Raw genomic sequence first — 22,181 nt, 5'->3', positions numbered from 1 at the left:
TTGTGACACTCTTGTAACAGAGTTTGGCTACGATAGGTTACGAGGTGAGAGAATGAAGAAGTTTAAAGGGTTTATCGTATTGATTTTGTTGGTAGTTGTAGGATGCAGTGCAGCAACACCACAAGCAAATCTTGAACCGGAGAAGGAGGTAAAGAAAGAGGTCAATGAGAAGATCGCTTTCTGGGATCAACAGCGAAAAGGAACAAATTTCATGAATTCCAAATCTATACCCGAAAATTATGATGCGGCGAAAGAAAATAATATAGAGTTCATTCGACTTGCGCCAGATAAATGGGCAAAAGATAGTGATTTCCTGTTTAACGATCAACCGGATGCTAATCCAGATAAAGACTTTTTAATAGGGAATGCAGATAAATACGAGGGGCTTGTTGAGGACGATTTCACAGCGTTAAAGGCAGACTTGGATGCAGCTGAGGCGCGGGGGTCAAAAGTAGTGCTGACAGTCCTTAGTTTGCCCGGCGATCGGTGGCGGCAGTTTAATAATTATACAAATGATGATCGAATCTGGAAGGATTTCAGTTATCATGAACAAGCGGCAACGTTTTGGAAGGATCTTGCGGAAAGATTAAAAGATCATCCTGCGGTGGTCGGCTATAATCTGATTAATGAGCCACATCCTGAACAAGCTACTGGATTTAATGATTTCTGGACAGAGGATTACAACGAATGGTATAGCTCAGTGGAGAATACTCCGGCGGATTTGAATCTTTTATATGAGACTATTGTGACAGCGATTCGAACCGTAGATACGGAAACCCCTATTATCGTCAATTCTGGTCTGTATGCTACACCATGGGCCTTTAAATATTTGAAACCCATCGATGATGCGAATGTATTATATGCTTTTCATATGTACGAACCCTACGAACTCACCAGCCAAAATAAGAAAAAAGGCTTAACCTATGAATATCCTGGAACAGTTAAAGTAGGTGAGGAGAAGACGGAAAAAGCATTCAATAAGAAAGCCTTAAAGGATTTTCTAGAACCTATCGCACAGTGGGCAGAAAAAAATAACATCCCTGCTAATCGTATTGTCGCTGAAGAATTTGGCACGAACCGGCTTGTAAAAGGTGCAGATCAATACTTGGCTGATTTAATCTCGATTTTTGATGATTACGGCTGGCACTGGGCGTTTTATGCGTTCCGGGAGGATACTTGGGATGGCATGGATTATGAACTTGGCACTGAGCCACCAACCTGGGAGTATTGGGAAGCGATAGAGAAGGGTGAACAGCCTGATCGAAAGACGGTCGATAACCCGATATGGAACGTACTGACGAAGGGATTAGGTGTAGAGAAGTTGCAATAACGTAGCATGAAAATATATGAAAAGGTGAAACCTGTAAAGGATTTCGCCTTTTTCTTCTGATAATTATAGGAAGGAGAATCTACTTTGAATATTTTAATTGCGGATGATGAGAAACATATGACCACTATATTGAAGACTTATTTTGAAAAAGAAGGCTATAACGTTTGGACAGCAGCGGATGGTGAAGAGGCGCTTGAGCTCTTTTTTTCGAATAGGATCGATCTGGTGGTGCTGGATTGGATGATGCCTAAGCGAAACGGGCTTGAGGTTTGTAATGAAATCAAGAAGGTTAGTTTGGCTAAAGTTGTAATGCTGACCGCAAGGTCTTCCCATGATGATGAATTCAGTGCCTTGGATATAGGGGCAGATGAATATATAAGAAAACCATTCGACCCAAGGATTTTGATGCTTAGAATTAAAAAAATGCTAGGCACTGAAAAAGTGGCTGCGATTAGGGATTTAGAAATCGATTTTGAGCGGAAGAAAGTGTACAAGAATGGGGCCGAACTGGCGTTATATAAAAAAGAATTTGAATTGCTAACCTTCCTGTATGAGCATAAAGGACGTATTTTATCCAGAGATGCCTTATTGTCTGCGGTTTGGGGAATGGATTATCTGGGCGAAGAAAGAACGGTAGATACGCATATTAAGAGGCTGCGCGATAAGATTGGGGCCGACCACGTGATCACGCATAGGGGAATGGGGTACAGCTTCCATGATAAAAATTCATAAAATAAGTACGAAGTTATTGATCATGGTGAGCATTATTTTGCTGATTGTTTTTGGTACGTCTTATTTCCTGCACAACTATTTCTCAGCAGATTATTACCTATACAAAATGAAAACCAAGATCAACACCATTTATGACGAAGTAAAGGATCTCCGTTTGGATCAACTCATGGAAAATGAAAGCAGGATCGAAAACAATAATAACGTAACGATTGTTAGGGTTGAAAACAGTGGAAGTACAGCAGAAATTAACGAAAATATTCAATTTGCGTTGTTTAAAGATAAGGTGGCACTTAATAAATTTTGGATCACAGATGAGGTATTACAAAAAGTAAAACAAGGCAACACGGTTAATCTTTTATTTAATCAGGGCAAATTGAAATCGAGTCTGTTAACGAAAATATACGAGCAGGATAGCAGTCTAATCCTCATAGGAACTGTGGTTGTGCACAATACAGATGCCTTGACCCTCGTAAATCAATTCAGCTTTTACTCCATTCTACTGGGGATTATTATCAGTTTGCTGTTAGTGGCTTATTTTTCAAAAAAGATCATTACACCGTTAGAACAATTGCAGGATGTCGCAAAGGATATATCCAATCTCGATTTTAAACAAGTGACGATTCAAACGGGGGATGAAATCGAAGAGCTCTCGAAAAGCATCAATCAGATGAGTCAGCGTCTAAAGAGCACCCATGCCAAATTGGAGGAGAAAAATCAAAGTTTAAATACCCTTATCTCAAGCATTTCGCATGAAGTGAAAACACCATTATCCTTAATCCAAGCCTATACGATTGGCATTCAGGACGGTCTGGATGATGGCACGTATACGGATATCATTTTGGAGCAAGTGAAGTATACGTCGGATATGGTGGATTATTTAATTAAATTGTCCAAGATCCAAAAGTCAGAAGTGCATAAAGAGCCTTTTGATCTTAAAGAGCTTCTGCTAAAAGTGATCTCACAATATAATATTACGTTAAAAAATAAAAACATAACCTTAATGACCGACTTTCATTCGCTTGAATCCTCTATCGTTGAAGAAGATATCAGCCAAATTGAGATAGTATTCAACAACTTAATTAGTAATGCCATTAAATATGGTGAAGAGGATTTTTTTGAAATAAAACTAGGGAGTGACACTACTCGTACATTAAAATTCACGATCTCCAATAAAACCAATCGCCTGAAAACGGAGCATTTAGCGTATATCTGGGACCCATTCTATGTAATTGAAGAGTCTCGAAATAAAGAAATCTCCGGTACTGGACTTGGCCTGTCCATCGTCGCGGAGATTCTTGGCAAAAATGATCTGAAATACGAGTCCAGATTAGAGGATTCATATATTAGTTTTAGTATTTGGTTTGAAGTTAAGAAGGGGATTTTGGAACTGTAGGAGCGTTAGCGTTCGCCTGAAAGCCTTCCGAAGGAAAGCTCGCATCGGAAGCATAAGCTGTCTCCGGATGTTATCCGCTGATAGCGGTAAAATCAAAAACATCTGGAGACAACAGCGACCGAAAGTCCAACATTCCCGCAGTTACGCACAACACCTTTTCCCTGAGTGCCTTTAATTTAACTTCAATAGCGCCGCATTATCAATAAAAGTAGCCGTATTAAAAAGCAGCAAGACATCCTTGATGTCATTTTGAGCCATATAATCACTGATGTTTCCAGTATAATAACGGATATCGATCACATGGATTTCAGGCACATGCTGAGTCAGGAATGGAATAACGCTATGTGCATAAGAGTCCTTGATGACGAGCAGCTTTTCCTGTTTGACCGTTGTTGGATCAAGCTGGCTGGTGATTTTCATGAGCGCATGTACGCCCCCTAGGAAATAAGAGTACTTATCCTTTTTCACCAGATAACTTGGGTCATACATACTTGTTAAAGTCTCACCGGTATCTTGAATGTACATTTGGGTGGATACCTCATGATTAGGTTTGTACATTTGAATGGAATCAGGTGAGACCCCGATAAATTGCCCCCGGGTATGATAGCTTCCGAGAAATGAATTACTCACAGTCTGAATCTGGTATTCGCTCTGGGACAGAGGCTGCCAGCCCATGCTTTGAGCATAGGCTACATAAGCTAAGTAGGCACCGTAGGTTGTCCAGTGATGGTCGGTCCGATAGTAAATGGGTTCTGCGGCATGTGGGCTAAGAACATCAAATCCATTTATAAAAGTAAGGCTATCTCCTACATCCTTAGCTATTGTTTGATTCACCTCAGCTTGCGAGTAGACAGGAGCTAACCAGGGCAGACGTTCCTTGTACAAGCCAACCGATGTAGGTGCCAATAAGAAAGTGGTGTTTGCATCAGGATTGTTATCGGCAAAGCGTTTCACAGCTGCTGCATATTGCTGAACTTTAGTGTAATCAGGTGCTGCGAATTTTTCGAAAAGATAGCCGTCTTTTCCTTTATAGATTCCGTTATTCTCTTGCTGCAGCCTCATCTGTTCCACCGCCGATTTCACCCATACCCATTTGGCCCGAAATGGAAAATGATCGGTTACAAAGCTTTCGGCCTCTTCCGCATAGGTATGGGATAATAAATTGTCCCATGTCAGATGGGGGGCCTTTTGCAAATACCGGTTCTCAAGCTCAGAGAAACGCTGAACAGGCAGTAAGAAAAAGAGGATAGCGATCAGAAATAACGTTGCAACAAATCCCCCAACCAGGATTCGATCCGTCTTCTGCTTCATAAACAATCACCCCCTAATGGTTAGAATCGGAAATATAAAAATGGATTAAAGGTTGCATCTACTAAGTAGGCAACAGATAGGAAAAATAACACGCCATACCAAACAAGAGCAGGAACCGATCTAGAATCCATCCGCTTGGAGAGCTTCACAGGTGTAGAGGCAAAGGTTAACACCACGAGTAGAATCGCGTTTGTGTAAGTGAAGTATAAAGTGGTGTTATTCCATAATGGCTGTCCATTAAAGCCAAACATCGCTTGGAAGTAGCCAATGACCAGAGGAAGTTCTTCAAAGGCGAATAAGACCCATCCGATGAGAATAAGTACTACGGCATATAAATGCCTTGTCCAACGGGGGAGACGGCTTAGCAGCTTTAATCCCCACCATTTTTCAAAGATAAGAATGACCCCGAAGTATAATCCCCAGAGCAGAAAATTCCAGCTGGCTCCGTGCCAGATACCCGTGAGCAGCCATACGATGAGGATGTTGCGCACTTGGACGCCTAACCCCCGGCGGTTGCCTCCAAGCGGGATATAGACGTAGTCACGAAACCAACTGCTAAGGGAAATATGCCATCTCCGCCAGAAGTCAGTAATACTCTGAGAGATATAAGGTTTGTTGAAGTTCTCGTTAAAGCGGAAGCCGAACATGAGACCGAGACCAATAGCCATATCCGAATACCCGCTGAAGTCAAAATAGATCTGAAAAGCAAACGCAATAATCCCAAGCCAAGCGGTAAAAGCAGGCAGGGAATCTAGGTTGGAGCTGGATATGGTGTGCCAGAGCAGACCGATGTTGTTGGCGAGCAGTACTTTTTTGGCTAATCCGATTATGAATCTCCGTACACCTTCTGCGAACATGGAGATATCGACCGAACGTTCACGTAGTTGCCCGGCAATGGTGTTATATTGAACAATCGGACCTGCTACTAACTGTGGAAACAGGGCTACGAATGTACCGAAATCAATCCAATTGCGTTGTGCTTTCGAAGTTCCTCTATAGACGTCAATAATGTAGGACATGGATTGAAAAGTATAAAATGAAATCCCAATAGGTAAAGGTAAATCCGTTAAAGGAATGTGTGTACCGAGGAGTCCATTTATATTTTGGATGAGAAAATCTGCGTATTTAAAATACGACAATAAGCCTAGATTAATAATGACGGAACTAACCACAATCCACTTGCGCTGCACCGCAGTCAGCTTTGGTCTGCTGAGCAGTAGACCAAAGCTGTAATCTGTAATGGTGGACAGCAACATGATTACAATGTAGACAGGTTCGCCCCAAGCATAAAAAACCAGGCTGCTTAAAAACAATATGAGGTTTTTGATTCGCCAGGGCGAAACATAGTAGAGCGCTAGGACAGCCGGCAGGAATAGGAATAGGAAAAGTAGGCTGCTGAATACCATGGTTATTTATTTTTCTGTGAAGTAAGTATCGAAGTCTGCTACGAGTTTATCTTGATCCGCAGGATCAGCAATAACGAACAGGAAATAGTTACCCTTTTTAATAAGTTTATAATTCTTGGCATTTTCGTATTGATCAGGCAGATAAGTTTCGAATTGTTTTTGAACATCTGTTGCACGCGCTTTAATGGCATCCTCAACAGTGGTCATATCTTTTACATCTTTAACTTTCAGAACCGCAATTTCGTTAGTTTTCACATTCATCATAGGCATTCTAATGCTATAATCTTCAAGTAATTCTGGGTTGAGATGATATAGCTGTTCAACTGTAGCCGCATCAAGCTCCATTAAAGATGGCTGCTCTACTTTGCTCAGCATTTGATCGACCATTTCTTTTGCAGTTAGATTCGTTTCAATGGCAGCTCCATTGTTACTGTTGTTGCTGGAACAGGCGCCAAGCACCACACTTAGTACAATGGTTAACGCTAGCATGAAGGTATGCTTTTTCAACTTAGGTCACTCTCCTTGATGTATTGTCTGAATTTCTCTAGTTACTAACGTATATAGTCGATAGAATGTTGCGCTGGATACTTACTTCGGATACTTTACCCATATTTTTGCGGAAATATGATATTCACATGAATTCATGCAAAGATCTTCCTCTCTTAGCTTGCGCAATGGTTGGTTATACTGTTACTGTAAGATAGATAGTTTTTAATAGAAGGGGATTGAACGGAATGATCGAAGAACTGAACAATGAACTACCGGAGAATTATGAGGAATTAAAGAAAGCTGCCAACCGCTCTGCGGATTGGAGAGCGCGTCTAGAAGCAGTTGAAGAGCTGGGACAGACCAACCACAAACAAATTATCGATATCCTGACGCGTTTAATGGAGAGCGATCCTGTATATACAGTTCAAGAAGCTGCTTACCTTAAGCTGAAGGCTTTTGGTGAAGACGTTAAGGTGCCATCGAAGAACAAGCCTGAACTAGTTAAAGGCGTATCCAAGATCCTGCTGAGAATTAAAAAGAGCCTGCCAAGAGATCATTCTTACGAGGACTTCAAAGAGAAGCTGAAGAAGATGAGAGTTGACGTGTACGACGCTTATGAAGGTGAAAAAGGCGCTGACTTCGATACGTGGCTGATGAAGATGTGGACTTCCGCAAATAAGTAAAGGATGACAATATGCACACCAATAAATTGACAGAACAATTTCAAGAATACCTTAAGCTGTCCGCAGAATTACGCCCTGATTATATTGCCAGCTTGGGCAAGGGTGGTAACGAAGCAAAGATTACGGCTGTTTTGCCGGAGACTCCTGAACTGCTGAAAGCTATTTATAGCACTGTCTCAGGGACAAGCAGTGAGGAAGAGGAGCCAAGCCTTATCGAATTTATTCCAGGGTACCGCCTGATTCATATGGATGAATATGAAGAGGAGATGAAGGTATTAGCTGGGATATTGGAGGAAAAAGGTCAACATCCTGATGGAGTTATCTTGCCTATCTTAACGAACTATGGCAGTGATTTCATTTGTTATTATAAGTCTGCTGAGGGTGTGGAACAGGTATGTGACCTGCTCCATGATTTCGGCGATTTAATTGTGATGTATGATTCGCCTGATAAATTCCTAGAGACCTTATGCGAGTTCTACAAGCAGGAGGTTTATTTCCTGGATGAAGAGGGCTACCTCGATTGCGATTTAGTATTAGAAGGCGAAGTTGGCGCGGCGCTGAACCCGGATGCGAAATATTGGTCCGAGTAACGACCTGATGCCAAATAAACAAGAGCAGCAGTCCATTTATGGACTAGCTGCTCTTTATTTTTTAATAAGGTGAATTTTATGGCTATGTTTATTCCTGCGCAGCTTGGTTCTCTTGCTCACGAAGCTCTACTCGCCGTATTTTACCGGAGGTCGTCTTCGGAAGATCCTGAATAAACTCGATTTTGCGCGGATATTTATAAGGGGCTGTCCACTCTTTAACATGGGATTGCAGCTCTTTTACAAGCTCTGGTGAACCAACAATCTCATCCTTGAGCACGATAAATGCTTTAACAATGTGCCCACGGATCTCGTCTGGACTGGCTACGACCGCACATTCCTTGACGGAGGCATGCTTCATCAATGCTTCTTCTACCTCGAAAGGACCGATAGTGTAACCTGAGCTAATGATGATGTCATCTCCACGACCCTCGAACCAGAAATAACCATCTTCATCCTTCTTTGCCCGGTCGCCGGTTATGAAGAATTCGCCGTGTGTGGAGCTTTCTTTTCTACCGGGATCTTTGTAATAAGTGTGGAACAGGGCTGGCATACTCAAATGTACGGCAATATCACCAACCACACCAGCAGGTAGTGGCTTACCGTCTTCGTCCACAACCTCGACTAAGCCGGATGCGATTGATTTACCCATAGAACCAATGCGTATTGGAGTATCTTTGAGTGTCCCGATAATCAGTGTGCTCTCCGTCTGGCCGTACCCATCACGGATTGTGATATCGAACTCACGCTGAAAGGTGTTAATGACCTCTTGATTTAATGGCTCTCCGGCAGATACTGCACAACGCAGGGTAGACAAGTCGTAACGACCTAAGTCTTCTGTTTTAGCCATTAGACGATATTCTGTTGGGGTGCAGCATAATACTTGAATTTTGTGATCCTGCAATAGCTGCAAATATTTTTTGGGATGAAAGGATCCACTATATACAAAACCTGTAGCTCCGTTGCCAAGAACGGTTAAGAAGGGACTCCAGATCCACTTTTGCCAGCCGGGAGCTGCTGTTGCCCAGACGGTGTCAGATCCTTGAATATCCAGCCATTGAGGTGAGGTGATCCGCAAGTGAGCATAACCCCAGCCGTGACTATGAACGACCGCTTTAGGGTTGCCGGTAGTACCTGAGGTGTAAGCGAGAATAGCCATATCATCCCGGCGGCTTGCGACTGCTGTGAAGGTATCTGGTTGTCCGACCATCAGACTTTCTAGATCCAGCCAGCCTTCACCGAGTTCGTCTGAGCTGCCAGATACGGAAAGACGGTAATCGAGAGCAGGAAGATGCTCTGAGATTTTATTAACTTCCCCGGTTACTTCGGACCAAGCGATAACCGCTCTGGCTTCAGAATGGCGCAGGCGGTAGGATAAATCTTTGGCACGCAGCATTTCTGAGGATGGAATGATGGCAAGTCCTTGTTTCAGACAAGCTAAATAGATGACATAAGCGATGATGCGGCGTGGAACCATAACAAGAACACGATCCCCTTGTTTCAGCCCAAGCTTCGCAAGTCCTCCGGCCAGCCGGTTAGCTTGTTTGCGTAATTCACCGTAAGTTATTTCCTCATAATCTCCTTGCTCATTTAACCACTTAAGCGCAATCTTCTCAGGAGCATGGCTTTCCATTTCCGAAGTGAGATTGTAGAACTCAGGTGCGATCCATTGCTGATTATCCAATATGAACCCCTCCTATATCAAACAAGATGTGTATAACTGTTCTATTTAGTATATCACGTTATCCTAGTACCAGGTACTAGTACCTTGAGTTCTTAATGAATTTCGGGTTAAGATAATATGTGTAAGGTAAACTTATAATAGACCACAAATCCAGAAAGTGAGAACTTATGTTATGAATCACACAACTTTTGATGAAATATTCGCTATTATGGAAGCCTCATTTCCTACTTCTGAGATCAGAACCTTTGAGGGACAACAGGAGCTATTGGATGTTCCAGATTATCGTCTCATTACCGAGATGAATTCTGAGGGTAAAATTGTTGCTTTTATGGCCTGCTGGGAGTTCCCCGGCTTTCGTTTTGTAGAACATATTGCAGTCGACCCGAGCATCAGAGGCGGAGGAATTGGCAAAAAGCTGATGACTGAATACATCAGTCTATCTAACAAGCCTGTCCTTTTGGAAGTTGAGCGGCCACTGGGTGAAATGGAGCAGCGGAGAATCGGCTTTTATGAGCGGCTGGGCTTTCATTTGAATCCTTACGATTATGTACAGCCTCCTTTGCGTGAAGGAAATGAAGACTTACCACTCTTAATTATGACTTACCCTAACCCTGTTGATGAAGAAGAATTCCAACTTTATAGAGAAATTTTATATTCAGATGTGTATAAGGTTACAACTCCGTATCAAGGTTAAAGCTCTCAGCAATCCGTTAAATCCTTATGGGATAAGCGGGTTGCTGTTTTTTTTATACAAACCAGAGCTCCAGATGAATAGTTTCTTTACAAATTGGGTACAAGTTAAATACAACTTAGAGACATATTCTTTTAAAACTTGAGCTAAAGTAAAAACCGAGATTGAACTTCTAAGGAGGCATAACATATGAAAAGTAAAAAGTTCATTATAGCAACGATGGTATTTGGGATGGCAATCACAGGTTCGGCTGGTGTGTACGCAGGAACCAAGCTGCAAAAAATCACCGCATACCTCAATCACAGCATTGGATTTAAAGTGAATGGTGCAGCTTATACACCTGTTGATAATAAAGGTAACACATTAGCTCCGATTACTTATAACAATACAACCTACCTTCCTGTACGTGCCTTGGCTGACGTGTTGAAGGTGCCAGTGACTTTTGATGCGGTGGCGAATCAGGTCATTCTGGGTACTGGAACTGCGGTGCCGGATAAAGATACATTAACACCAGTACAGTACAGCAACGCTCAAAAAGAACAAATTTCTAAAGCTTTTGCAAATTTCGATGGGTTTAAAACGGTATATGCACCAGCACAAATGGTGAGTGGAGACGCTTTTCAAAAAGCAGCTAGCTCTGAAGATGGAGTGTACTTTTTGTTCGACCATATGAGGGTGAACGTTTCTCCACGTGACTACTCCTATGATTACAAAGGCGATACCATAAAGCTTTCCAATGGTACAGAAGCTAAGTGGTACAGCCCTACCAGCGATTCATTGTTTTTGACCTATAAACTGGATGATCGTTTTGTGACGATTAGTTCTCCAGACAAGGCTTTGAGCAAGGCGCAATTAGAGAAGGTAGCCGTGAATGTGGTGAAATGGAGTAAATAACTCCTTTAAAAGCAAAGCTCAATTTACAAAAAGTAAAGCAGCAAGCCACTCCGATCCTGGAGGGCTTGCTGCTTTTTTTGTTTTCGTGTAGGGGTGTTCTATTTACTGTGCTGTTTATTAGGCAGCTTTTGGCTTGGTGTTCCTTTACCGTGATTCTGTTTGTTCTTTTCTGCTTTCTTCTGGGTGTCGTGTACTTTGTCTACAAAAGCCTGAGTATCGTCCATGTTTGTCCTCCTTGATCATAACCTTGCCGTTACTGTAACCACTTTTGCCTGATTAAATACACAAGCCGTTTTTACAAACTAGTGGATCAATCCGTACATTGTGAAAATATTTAGTAGTTACTATGAATGGATGCAAGCATTTCATAATAACAGTAAGGGAGACTGATTATGAACAGGTTATTAAAACAAGCAGTATCCATGACACTAGCCTTCGTTATGGTACTGGGACTTACATTTACAGGAATGCCAGCTTTTGCAGAAGACAGCAATGAGGATGCTGGATTACTGCAATTACAAACGCTAGAGCCAATTACACTACTGGCGGGCAATTCTACATGGAAATATCTAGATAACGGAACGGATCAAGGTTCGGTATGGCGGTCTGTTTACGAGGATTCTACATGGGCATCAGGCCAAGCGCCGCTTGGTTATAAAGATTCTGGGGCCGGAGTCAGCAGCAAGCAATTTGGTGCTCTGAATACAAATATAAGCTACGGCACGGATAAAAAGAAGAAATATCGTACTTCCTATTTCCGGACAAATGTAACTGTGAATAAGGAAGAAATTACGAAATCGGATAAAGTATTGGGTAATTTTGCATTTGATGACGGAGTTGTGCTGTATCTGAACGGTGCAGAAATCTACCGCGAGGCTATGCCAGCTGGTGAAATCGACTATCAGACACTTAGTACAACTAATGGCAGTGATCCAAATGAGTATACAAAGGTTGACCTAACGGAAATCGTAAAAGCCAATCTGAAGGATGGAAGTAATGAGCTTTCAGCTGAAGTTCACCAGACGGGCGACACTAGCTCTGACCTTTATTGGGATATGAGCCTGATTGCTTATCCTGTAGTGGAGACAGTAGAACCTGGAGTTGGGAAGCCTGATTCTATCGCAATTACTTTTAATGGCAACCCGCAGACTAGTATGGGATTCAACTGGTATGCACCTGAAAGTGTGACTGGCACCAAACTGGAAGTAGTAGAAGCTTCTAAATTGGAGAATGGCCAGTTTCCAGCGGCAGGCGCTCAATCTTATGAAGGGACATCCGTTACAACTAGTGTGTATATGACAAAAGCGGATAAATCAGCTAAAAAACCAGTTGTGCTAACCAGCCATAAGGTAATAGCGGATCATCTGCAGCCGGGAACGGAATATGCTTACCGTGCTGGGGATGGACAAGCTGATAACTGGAGTGACGTAGGAACTTTTAAAACAGAAAGCTCCAGTAATCAGGCTTATAAATTCTTATATACAACGGATTCCCAAGGAACAACTGAAGAAGATTTTGATATCTGGAATCATACCCTTCAAGAAGGATTAGCTAAATTCCCGGAAAGTGAGTTTATTCTGAATTCTGGTGATTTGGTGGATAACGGTGATATTGAGGAGCAATGGGGATGGTTTTTCAATAAGCCTAAGGATATTTTAGCGAATATTCCGTTGGTCCCTTTGGTAGGCAACCATGAAAGCAAAAATTATAGCAATTATAGCGCTCATTTTAATTTGCCGAATGTTTCGAATACAGGCGCGAAACCTGATGGTTCTGTATATTCTTTTGACTACGGTTCAGCGCACTTTATGGTAATTAATACAGAATATTATGGTGCAAGCTCAAATCTTGAGAATAACGAAATTTACAATAAACAAGTGGAGTGGCTTCGTAGCGAAGCGGCAAAAAGCAATCAGAAATGGAAGGTTGTGCTTCTGCATAAATCTCCTTATTCCGTTGCCAATCACACCAATGATACAGATGTACTCTTTTACAGAGCGCAATTAACGAAGGTGTTTGATGAGCTTGGTATCGACATGGTAATTGGCGGGCACGACCACACCTTTGCTAGAAGTTATCAGATGTACAACAACAAGCCATTGACGGATATTGTTCCGGACTCAAACGGAGTAGTAACTGATCCTAAGGGTACTTTATACCTGATTACAAATGCAGCGGGCAATAAGAAATACAACGTAGCTTCAGGAACATTCCCTTTTGCAGCTAAATACGGACAGCCTGGCAAGGAAATGTTCACGGGGATGACGGTAACGAATGATGAGCTATCTTACGAAGCCTACACCACAACAACTGGTGGTTCTACAGACTTGTATGATAACTACAGCATTCATAAATCGGAAGTAGCAGTTAAACCTGTACAAAATGCAAAGGCTACTGCAGCAGATGGTGGTAAAATAACGTTGACTTGGGATGCGCCAGCTTCCGGTGCACCAGTGTCTGGATATCGTATTTATGAGCAAAATGATCTGGTATCGGCAAATTGGACGGCCAGTGTTCCTAATGAAGAAGGTAAAGCTTCTTATACTTACACTGTAGAAAATACTAATCCAAACCAAACCTATCAATTTGTTATCAAAGCTGTAAGTGAAAGAACAAATTCAGAAGCTGCTATCGCTTCAACGGATTCGATAAAAAAAGTTACAGTTACCTTTAATGGCGACCCAGTGAGTGCAAAAGGCTTCACTTGGTACACAGCGTTGAAGTCTACTGGAAACGATCTGCAGGTTGTAGAAAATACGGGCGTTACTCCAGACTTTGCTAAGGCTGCTGCGTTTACAGGACGTTCGGCGGTTTCCAGAAATTCAAAAGATGAATTAGTCCATAAAGCGGAAGCTTCGGGCCTGAAAGCTGATACAAAATACTACTTCCGTGTAGGTGATAAAGCACTAGGCCTGTGGAGTGCAGTGGGAACTTTTGAAACTGCCGCTAAGACAGGAGCATTTACTTTCATCGATTTGGCTGATACACAGGCTAAGACCGAAGATGAGGCGATTCTTTCCGGTGAAACGATGGCAAAAGCACTTACGACGTTCCCGAATGCTGAGTTTGTGGCGATTAACGGAGATATCGTGGATACCGGAACTAATGAATCACAATGGAATTGGCTGCTTGGTCATTCGCAAGATACCCTGCTTAACACGACCATCGTGCCTGTTGCGGGGAATCATGAGGATAAGGCAAATGCCTTCTATGAGCACTACAATATTAAGGAAGCACCGGGCTCTGCAACAGAAACTGGAGCATATTATTCCTATGACTACAGCAATGCTCACTTTGTAGTCCTGAATACAAATGAGAATTCCGATGAATTTGCTAACTTCAGCCAAGCGCAGTTGGATTGGATGAAGGCTGACGTAAAAGCAGCGAAAGCTGCTGGTGCGAAATGGATTATCGTAGCTATGCATAAAGGTCCATACACAACCTCTAACCATGCTACTGACAAAGACATTATGGGTACAAATGGAGAAAGAGCGAAGGTTGCTCCAATGATGGCTGAACTGGGCATTGACTTAGTTCTTCAAGGCCACGACCATATTTATGCCCGGACCAAGCCAATTAAAGCTGATGGAACTGCGGCAGACACAGTGAAGATCAAGGAAAGCTTCAATGGTCAAACTGTAGAGTACACAGTAAATCCAGATGGAACGATCTATCTGATCCCAGCTACAGCGGGAGCGAAGGTTTACTACAAGAACATGAAACCAGAATTGGGAGATGCGTATTATAATCTCTTTGAAGTAGCAAATGAAAATACAGCAGCTAAATACGGACCGGACCCAAGTGATGCTACGCGTCCAAAACGCGGTCAAGTTCAGACCTTTGTAGGTATTACTGTAGATGCTGGCAAATTAACAGCTGTATCTTATGAGATCGATCAGAATATTAATGATGCTAAACCATATGTTCTGGAAGAGTTCGGTATTATTAAGGAGTCAGATCCTGAAGTAAACCCAACACCAGAACCTACAACAACGCCGACAACGGAACCGACGACAGCACCAACAACGGAACCGACAACAGCGCCAACGACAGCACCAACAACGGAACCGACAACAGCGCCAACGACAGCACCAACAGCAGCACCAACAACAGGATCATCAACAGGACCAGTGACAACAACAAAACCAACAGCAACGCCAACGCCAACGCCAACAGTAGCACCAACAGCTACACCAGCACCAACACCAACAACGGTGCCTACACCAACTGCAACACCAGTAGTCAAACCATCATTGACGGATACTGGCAGCCATTGGGCAGCAGCGGCTATTGAGAAAGCAGTAGCAGGGGGCTTCGTTAGCGGTTATCCGGATAATACTTTCCGTCCTAATCAGAAAGTAAATCGGGTTGAATTTATCACTATGCTGGCTCGTGCCCTGCAATTGCCGGACAGTGGTAGCACTTCAAGCTTTAAGGATTCAGCGAAGATTCCGGCATGGGCTAAGTCCTTTGTGGCTCAGGCAGTAGCTTTGCAAATTATCAGCGGCTATGACGATGGTACCTTCCGTCCTACGCAGGAGCTTACTCGTACTGAATTGGCAGTTATGGTTGTTAGGGCTCTGGGCATTACAGTAGATCCAAAAGCGACCTTAACCTTCAATGATGCTAAGGATGTACCCGCATGGGCAGTGCCATATATTGCGGCAGCAGTAGAAGCGGGCATTGTGAATGGCATAGGACAAAATCGTTTCGCACCTAACCAGGTAGCGTCCCGGGCCGAAGCAGTAACAATCATTCTGAACCTGCTGGAGAAGCAAGGAAAGTAACTAAATCGGATGGTTTGAAAAAAGATTGCCTCAAGGTCATCGTTGATGACGGAGAGGCAATCTTTTTTTCGTAGCTGGGTAGTGTGAGGGAGGCGGCGATACGGTGGTGTGGCGTAAAAGAGAGGCAAAAGTGCCTCTGAAATGAGCGAATACGGCGGAGTTGCAGTAAAGAGAGGCAAAAGTGCCTTTGATTGGAGTGAATGCGGCGGATTGGCGTGAAAGAGAGGCAAAAATGCCTCTGATTGGAGTGAATATGGCGGAGTGGTGTAAAAGAGAGGCAAAAATGCCTTTGATCTGAGTAAATGAGGCGGATTGGCGTGAAAGAGAGGCAAAAGTGCCTCTGATTGGAGTGAATGCGGCGGATGGGCGTGAAAGAGAGGCAAAAGTGCCTCTGAAATGAGCGAATGCGGCGATTGGGGGAAATGAGAGGCAAAAGTGCCTTTGATCTGAGTGAATACGGCGGAGTGGTGCGAAAGAGAGGCAAAAGTGCCTTTGAAGTGAGTGAATGCGGCGGTGCGGCGTAAAAGAGAGGCAAAAGTGCCTCAGAAATGAGCGAATGCGGCGGATTGGCGGAGATAAGAGGCAAAAGAGACCACGCTCCTTCATCCTCTTTATATTTTCAACCAACATATGTTTAACGACCCACTCATTGCCAGGATATCGAGCCCTGATAGCACGATAATCTTTAATTTATCCAGCATATCTTTAATTTTGCGGCTATTTGTAAGGAAAGATCTGGGTTAGATTAGGGTGGACTAATCAAAGTAAGGCAGGAGGGTTGCCGACAAAATTGAATGCGCTTGCACGATCGGGGTTGAATACAGAATGTGCTTGCACGAATGTGGTTGGATACAGAATCTGTAGGCAGAAGAGAGTAGAAGTAGAAGTAGAAGTAGAAGTAGAAGTAGAAGTAGAAGCAGAAGCAGAAGAGGGTAGGAGCAGCAGAGGGACGGGACAACAGAAGTAATCTACTTGCTGTTCGGCGACATAGTGAGACACATTACGCTTCATGGATGAGAGTAACCGAAACAACTACAGGACGAGGAGAGTGGAAAATGAACCTTCACACCGGTAAAAAGGCGCGTCGTAAGCTGACATCAGCTGTTCTGGCGGCAGCTTTGCTAGTTTCAGGACTTCCCCTAACGGCTTACGCCGGCGATACGTGGCCTTTTACAGGAGACAGTGCGCCGGGTGCCAATCAGCCTAATGTACATGGATATACGAGCAGCCATATTGCGAACTGGAGTCCGGCAACCGATCCGGATGCAGAGCTGTTGAGATCGCGGGTGCCGCTGCAGAAGCGGAATGCCCCATTTGCTGCAACCCAAGCTAACCCAGCGCTTAGCGCAGATACACAGATGATCAACGTTGCTGGCGACTACGGGAATGCTTTTATTGAGAACGCGCCGTATACGAACAAGTTTGCGCAGTATCATTTTAACTTTTGGCAATATATCGATTACTACTCTTATTGGCACGGTACAGCGACTGCGTACACCCCGCCGGAATATTATGATGAATTGGCCCAGAAGGACTGGCAGCAAAAATGGTTCGAATTCGGCATGCTGAATATCCCGAACCCTACCTATACCGATGCAGCGCATAAGAACGGCGTGCTGTCATTGGCAGGAATCTTTTTTTCCAATAATGACCGTGGACAGCAGACGTACAAACAAATGATAGTTAAAGATGAGAATGGTAATTTTCCGGTGGCGGATAAACTGATCGAGATGGCCGGATATTTCGGGTTTGACGGTTATTTTGTAAATCAGGAAGAGATGAATCCGAATGTAGCGACCCAGGATATCCCCGATTACATCGCGTTTATGAAGGTGCTGCAAGAGGGCGGCCTGTATGTACAGTGGTACGACTCGCTGAACACCAATACCGGTGCTAATACGTTCGCCCGGACGATTAATGATACCAATATCTCCTTTTTAGTGGATAAAAGCACCAAGGAACCCGTCTCCAATTCGTTTTTCTTCGACTACGGGGCTGGCAATACACAGATTACCAACGCGGCTAATTACTTAAGCAATCTGAATGCCAGTCTGGGAACAAGCTACAACTTGTTTGAAGTTGGCTTTGCAGGGCTGGAAGCAGGCCGCGACCGGTTCAAGTCCGTTAACGGAACAGCGTTGATGAGCAAGCTGGACAGCAATGGCTTGCCGCGGCTCAGCTTGGCTACACTCGGTGCGGACTTTGTTCATGCCGGTCTGGATGAGGACATGAACCTGTCTTACCCGGTCTCGCACAGATCCGAAAATGACTACCAATGGATGACAAAACTGCGTGAGCAGCTATGGTGGTCAGGCCCGAACGTGGACCCTAAGAATACGGTCAAATCGGCAACCAATACCGTGTCCGATGTTTATGCTGACAACCGTTACTGGCCGGGAATCTCGTCCGTCATTGCGGAGCGTTCGGTAATTAAGGACAAGAACTTTTACACCAATTTTAACACTGGACAGGGCTTGTCCTATTCCGTGAACGGTCAAGTATCGAACCCGGATGAGTGGTCTAATATGAGCCTGCAGGATATCCCAGTGACTTGGCAGTGGTGGCAGGATACTGCTGGCAATAAGCTTACTGTAGATTTTGATTATGGACCGGAGTACAACCTTGCGGGTACAAACCGTTACAACTATGAGCAGATCGGTGCGTATAACGGTGGCAGTTCACTGGTGGTGAACGGCAATCTGAATGCGAAGAACTTCTTGCGTCTGTACAAAACAGAGCTGGAGGTCAACGGCAACTCCAAGCTGTCGATCAGCTTCAATAAGCCATCTGCCACGGATGCTTCGGCGATGGCGGTAGGACTCATCCTGGCTGATGATCCGAATACCGTAGTAGAGGTCGCTGTTCCAAACAGTGGTCAGCACTCGGAAGGTTGGGTGACAAAGGAGTTGGACTTGAGTGCATACGCGGGTCATAATATTGCAGCCCTTGGACTGGTCTTCGATCCCGGGCAAGGAACAGCGTCCACCTACCAGATGAACGTCGGACAGCTGCGCGTTTATGACGGGTCTGCCGTAAAGCCCGCAGCTCCTGCGGAATTAGCAGTTGCGGAAGCTTTTACAGATTCAGGTGAGATGGTTGTGAAGTGGAAGCTAGATCCCGATTACACTAAGATCAAGCAATATAATGTGTACGTGAATGATGTATTTATGGGCGGCAAATACGATGAGGTGTTCTACCTGAAGCATCTCCCGGTGAAATCCGGAACCCTTAAAGTGGTTGCAGTGGGTGCGGATGGAGTGGAGGGTGAAGCGTCAACGCTGGCTTTTGATCTGGATGCGGCGGTTTCCGGAGTGAAGGTGGATTCAAGCGCGGACGGGGAGTTGACTGTGAACTGGACGAACTCCGCCCAAGCTTCCGGTGACATTACCGTTCGAGTGCAGTCTTTGAATTGGATTACGACATCCGAACCGGTGTCACAGCAAGTGGTTGTCCCGGCAGGTGCAAGCACTGCGCTGTTCACGGGGATGCCAGTAAACGGCGATGATTACATTGTCACCGTTACCGCAGGCAACACGGATCCAGTCTCGGTCAGCGGCCAGTTCATCGACACGGTTGCGGAACCTTACGCGGAAAAATGGTCCTGGACGGACGGCAAACTGAATCTGCCGATGCCGAATACCAGAGACTGGCGGTATATGTATGTGTATGAGGATGGGAATGCAAAATCTTTTGCCACAACGTATAGCTCTGGCAATAAGCCGATGATTATCCGTGGACGGACAACTAAGGCGAGCTTAAGCTTCACCTCGTCGGCAAAAGTTGTGCATGTGGTGATGGAGGATTATGCAGGCAACCGCTCCAAACCTGTCTATCTGAAAGGAAGCTATCCCGTTCTCTTTGATGCTAATGGGGGTGAACCAGCAAATACTGTGGCCGAGGCTGTGTATGGCACTTTGCTGATGGAGCCTACAGGCATTGCCAGAGAGGGTTATGACCTGGAAGGCTGGTATGTTGGAGAAGGAGAAGGTGCGCGAAGATGGAATTTTGCCGAAGATCTAATAACCGGTGAACTGAACTTGCAGGCGAAGTGGGTCTTGCAAGCTCCAAAGGTGCAGATCGTAGGGGAAGGTTCCTTCCGTGAAAATACGTCCGCGACACTAACGGCAGTTGCCACTGGCGCAGGGCAGCTGACTTATGCCTGGTATGCGGACACAGGCAGCGGTTATGGAGATGTGCTGGGAATGTCCGCCTTCTATACTATCCCGGCTTTGACTACCGGGATGAATGGCAATAAGTACAAGGTCATCGTCACCAATGAATCTGGTGACAGCAGTGAAGCAGAGTACACACTTAACGTAACTCCGGCTGAAGCACCATGGGAAGCGCCTGATTTCATAACCGATCTTCCTTCTGCACTTGATGCCATTACTGGTGAAGAAGTGAAGCTGTTCATTCAGATCCGCGGGGATGTGGAATCGATTCGCTGGGAGACGAAGGCAGCAACCGCAGAGGAATGGACTGTAGCGGAGAGCGTGACTTCGGCGGTATACGCATTTACTGCTTCTGAAGCAGACAGCGGTACGCAGTTCCGTGTGGTTCTGACTGGAAAAGAGGGAACGGAGCCATCAACAAGAACCGGTAATGAACTTACGGTGACAGTACATCCGGCACCCGATGCGCCAATTATCACCTCTAATAGTGTAGATAAGAATCCGGCAGTTGTAGGTGATAAGGTCTCTTTTGCCGTAGTAGCTTCTGCAGTTTATGGCGAGTTAAGCTACCAATGGTTGAAAGACGGGCAGGCCATTGAAGGTGCTGTGGAGCGTGATTATACCATTGCTTCTGCAAAAGAAACGGACAGCGGCGAGTACACGGCCGTAGTCACTAACACCAAAATACTGAATGGCCACCCTTATACGGCTGTTCAAAAGAGCGGAACTATTGATTTCAAGGTCTACAATACTCCTGTATCTACACCGCAGCCGACATCGGCTCCAGGGACAGGTACGGGAACTGGTGGGACGACTCCGGCAGCGACAGCAACGCCGCTTCCAAGTCCTACTAGCACAACTTTGACAGTTCCAGCAAGTGCACTCAGTACATCTACTGAGAACGGCAAAGTGACGGTAAATATGCCGGCAGGCGTTACAGCTATCGAGCTGCCTGTGAATGCAGGTGAATTGCTAGGGATCCATCAACTTGAATTGGCTGCCTCGGGAACCACACTTGGTATTGCGCCGGAATTGCTGGTGCAATTGAAGGCTCTGCTTAATGAAGCCCAAGCTTCAGGCGGCAAGATTCTGGTGAAGCTCAGCCCGGAGACTTTGAACATGAGCACACTGAAAGCAGAGCGTGGGGTGGTCTTGCGGGGTACAGGTATGACGTTTGATCTGAGTATCATCGCGGGGAATGGCACATCTAGCCGTCTTCCAAGCTTCAGCAAACCAGTAACCTTACAATGGAATGCAACAAATACGGATTATAATACTAATTTGCTTGGTTTATATACTATTGCTGAAGGGGGTTCGCTTACCTATCTCGGCGGAGTGTACGCGAATGGCTTCCTGCAAGGGGAGTTTAGCGGAACAGGCAGGCTGGCTGTGCTGGAGTACAATAAATCCTTCGCTGATGTTCCGTCTACTCACTGGGCTGCGGACACTATCCGCCAGCTGGCGGCTAAACATCTGGTACAAGGCACTTCCGAAAATGGATTTGAACCCGCCCGCAGTATTACAAGAGCGGAATTTGTGAAGCTGCTGGCTGGCGTGCTGGGACTGCAAGATCAGGCGGAATTGAAATTTAGTGATGTGCCTTCTGGTGTCTGGTATGAGCAGGACCTGGCGCGTCTGGTCCGGGCAGGTATTGTAGGCGGACGCACTGCTGAGCACTTCGATCCGAGTGCGAACATCAGCCGCCAGGAGATTGTCACTATGCTAATGCGTGCCTATGTACTGGAGCATGGAGCGCTTCAGTCATCAGCCCCGGCAACATTCACCGATTCCGGTGAGGTAGCAGCCTGGGCGGCAGACAGCGTGAATGCTGCGTCATCACTGGGTCTGGTGAATGGCCGCACGGACGGGAATTTTGTTCCCGGTGGCTTGGCGACCCGTGCCGAGGCTGCGCAGTTCATCTTGAATTACATCCGGTAGATTATATAGCCCCACCACGGTCTGCCCAAGGAGCCCTTTGCTCCATGGGCAGACTGTCTTTGCTTGGCGGAGGATTGCAAGCTT

At 45.0% G+C, this 22,181-nt stretch carries 15 protein-coding genes; 10 read left to right on the top strand and 5 right to left on the bottom strand.

Features of this window, described 5'->3' with window-relative positions; all coding sequences use genetic code 11:
- The first annotated feature begins 52 nt into the window (after positions 1-52).
- The 3 genes from MKY63_RS06520 (at position 53) to MKY63_RS06510 (ending at position 3,455) form a co-directional block, all read left to right on the top strand.
- Positions 53-1,330, top strand: a complete 1,278-nt coding sequence (locus tag MKY63_RS06520; RefSeq protein WP_339812114.1) for a cellulase family glycosylhydrolase — start codon at positions 53-55, stop codon at positions 1,328-1,330.
- A gap of 84 nt (positions 1,331-1,414) precedes the next feature.
- The gene (locus MKY63_RS06515) at positions 1,415-2,062 is read left to right on the top strand and encodes a response regulator transcription factor (RefSeq protein WP_076130096.1); all 648 of its coding nucleotides are present in this window, start codon (positions 1,415-1,417) and stop codon (positions 2,060-2,062) included.
- On the top strand, positions 2,046-3,455 hold the full coding sequence (locus tag MKY63_RS06510) for a HAMP domain-containing sensor histidine kinase (protein ID WP_339812111.1): 1,410 nt from the start codon (positions 2,046-2,048) through the stop codon (positions 3,453-3,455). Before MKY63_RS06515 ends, MKY63_RS06510 begins: the two co-directional genes overlap by 17 nt.
- A 171-nt stretch (positions 3,456-3,626) precedes the next feature.
- On the opposite strand, the gene MKY63_RS06505 is transcribed toward MKY63_RS06510, so the two are convergent.
- From MKY63_RS06505 to MKY63_RS06495, 3 genes are read right to left on the bottom strand one after another with little or no spacing between them, the layout of a single operon-like run.
- A complete protein-coding gene (locus MKY63_RS06505; RefSeq protein ID WP_339812108.1) occupies positions 3,627-4,766 on the bottom strand; it encodes a DHHW family protein in 1,140 nt (379 codons plus the stop codon).
- 20 nt (positions 4,767-4,786) lie between these two features.
- Entirely contained in the window at positions 4,787-6,172 is a 1,386-nt protein-coding gene (locus tag MKY63_RS06500; RefSeq protein WP_339812105.1) for an MBOAT family O-acyltransferase, read from the bottom strand.
- Positions 6,173-6,178: 6 nt separating this feature from the next.
- The gene (locus MKY63_RS06495; RefSeq protein ID WP_036684911.1) at positions 6,179-6,679 is read right to left on the bottom strand and encodes a DUF4358 domain-containing protein; all 501 of its coding nucleotides are present in this window, start codon (positions 6,677-6,679) and stop codon (positions 6,179-6,181) included.
- 227 nt (positions 6,680-6,906) lie between these two features.
- Between MKY63_RS06495 and MKY63_RS06490 the strand changes: the two genes are divergently transcribed.
- Together MKY63_RS06490 and MKY63_RS06485 are read left to right on the top strand one after the other, a co-directional pair.
- A complete protein-coding gene (locus MKY63_RS06490; RefSeq protein WP_036684913.1) occupies positions 6,907-7,344 on the top strand; it encodes a HEAT repeat domain-containing protein in 438 nt (145 codons plus the stop codon).
- Positions 7,345-7,355: 11 nt separating this feature from the next.
- Entirely contained in the window at positions 7,356-7,934 is a 579-nt protein-coding gene (locus tag MKY63_RS06485) for an SMI1/KNR4 family protein (protein ID WP_076190140.1), read from the top strand.
- Between the two features lie 88 nt (positions 7,935-8,022).
- Here the strand turns inward: MKY63_RS06485 and MKY63_RS06480 are convergent, their stop codons facing one another.
- Positions 8,023-9,618 carry an AMP-binding protein gene (locus tag MKY63_RS06480; RefSeq protein WP_339813457.1) on the bottom strand — a complete coding sequence of 532 codons (1,596 nt, stop codon included), beginning with the start codon at positions 9,616-9,618 and terminating at the stop codon, positions 8,023-8,025.
- Positions 9,619-9,787: 169 nt separating this feature from the next.
- Here MKY63_RS06480 and MKY63_RS06475 point away from each other — a divergent pair, with 169 nt between their 5' ends.
- Together MKY63_RS06475 and MKY63_RS06470 are read left to right on the top strand one after the other, a co-directional pair.
- Complete coding sequence (locus MKY63_RS06475) at positions 9,788-10,309, top strand: GNAT family N-acetyltransferase (RefSeq protein WP_339812101.1); 522 nt, start codon at positions 9,788-9,790, stop codon at positions 10,307-10,309.
- Positions 10,310-10,495: 186 nt separating this feature from the next.
- Entirely contained in the window at positions 10,496-11,200 is a 705-nt protein-coding gene (locus MKY63_RS06470) for a hypothetical protein (RefSeq protein WP_339812099.1), read from the top strand.
- A gap of 98 nt (positions 11,201-11,298) precedes the next feature.
- Here MKY63_RS06470 and MKY63_RS06465 read toward each other — a convergent pair whose 3' ends face one another.
- The gene (locus tag MKY63_RS06465) at positions 11,299-11,424 is read right to left on the bottom strand and encodes a DUF4023 domain-containing protein (RefSeq protein WP_051491363.1); all 126 of its coding nucleotides are present in this window, start codon (positions 11,422-11,424) and stop codon (positions 11,299-11,301) included.
- 168 nt (positions 11,425-11,592) lie between these two features.
- On the opposite strand from MKY63_RS06465, the gene MKY63_RS06460 reads away from it, so the two are divergent.
- The 3 genes from MKY63_RS06460 (at position 11,593) to MKY63_RS06450 (ending at position 22,097) form a co-directional block, all read left to right on the top strand.
- Positions 11,593-15,987, top strand: coding sequence for an S-layer homology domain-containing protein (locus MKY63_RS06460; protein WP_339812098.1), 4,395 nt, complete (start codon positions 11,593-11,595; stop codon positions 15,985-15,987).
- A gap of 790 nt (positions 15,988-16,777) precedes the next feature.
- On the top strand, positions 16,778-16,954 hold the full coding sequence (locus MKY63_RS06455) for a hypothetical protein (RefSeq protein WP_339812096.1): 177 nt from the start codon (positions 16,778-16,780) through the stop codon (positions 16,952-16,954).
- Positions 16,955-17,042: 88 nt separating this feature from the next.
- Entirely contained in the window at positions 17,043-22,097 is a 5,055-nt protein-coding gene (locus MKY63_RS06450) for an S-layer homology domain-containing protein (protein ID WP_339812093.1), read from the top strand.
- The last annotated feature ends 84 nt before the right edge of the window (positions 22,098-22,181 follow it).

The organism is Paenibacillus sp. FSL R7-0189, from assembly GCF_037969925.1.
In the GTDB taxonomy this organism is placed as follows: domain Bacteria; phylum Bacillota; class Bacilli; order Paenibacillales; family Paenibacillaceae; genus Paenibacillus_AQ; species Paenibacillus_AQ odorifer.
The sequence above is the reverse complement of the archived record's forward strand: the minus strand, read 5'-3'. Positions and strand labels throughout refer to the sequence as shown.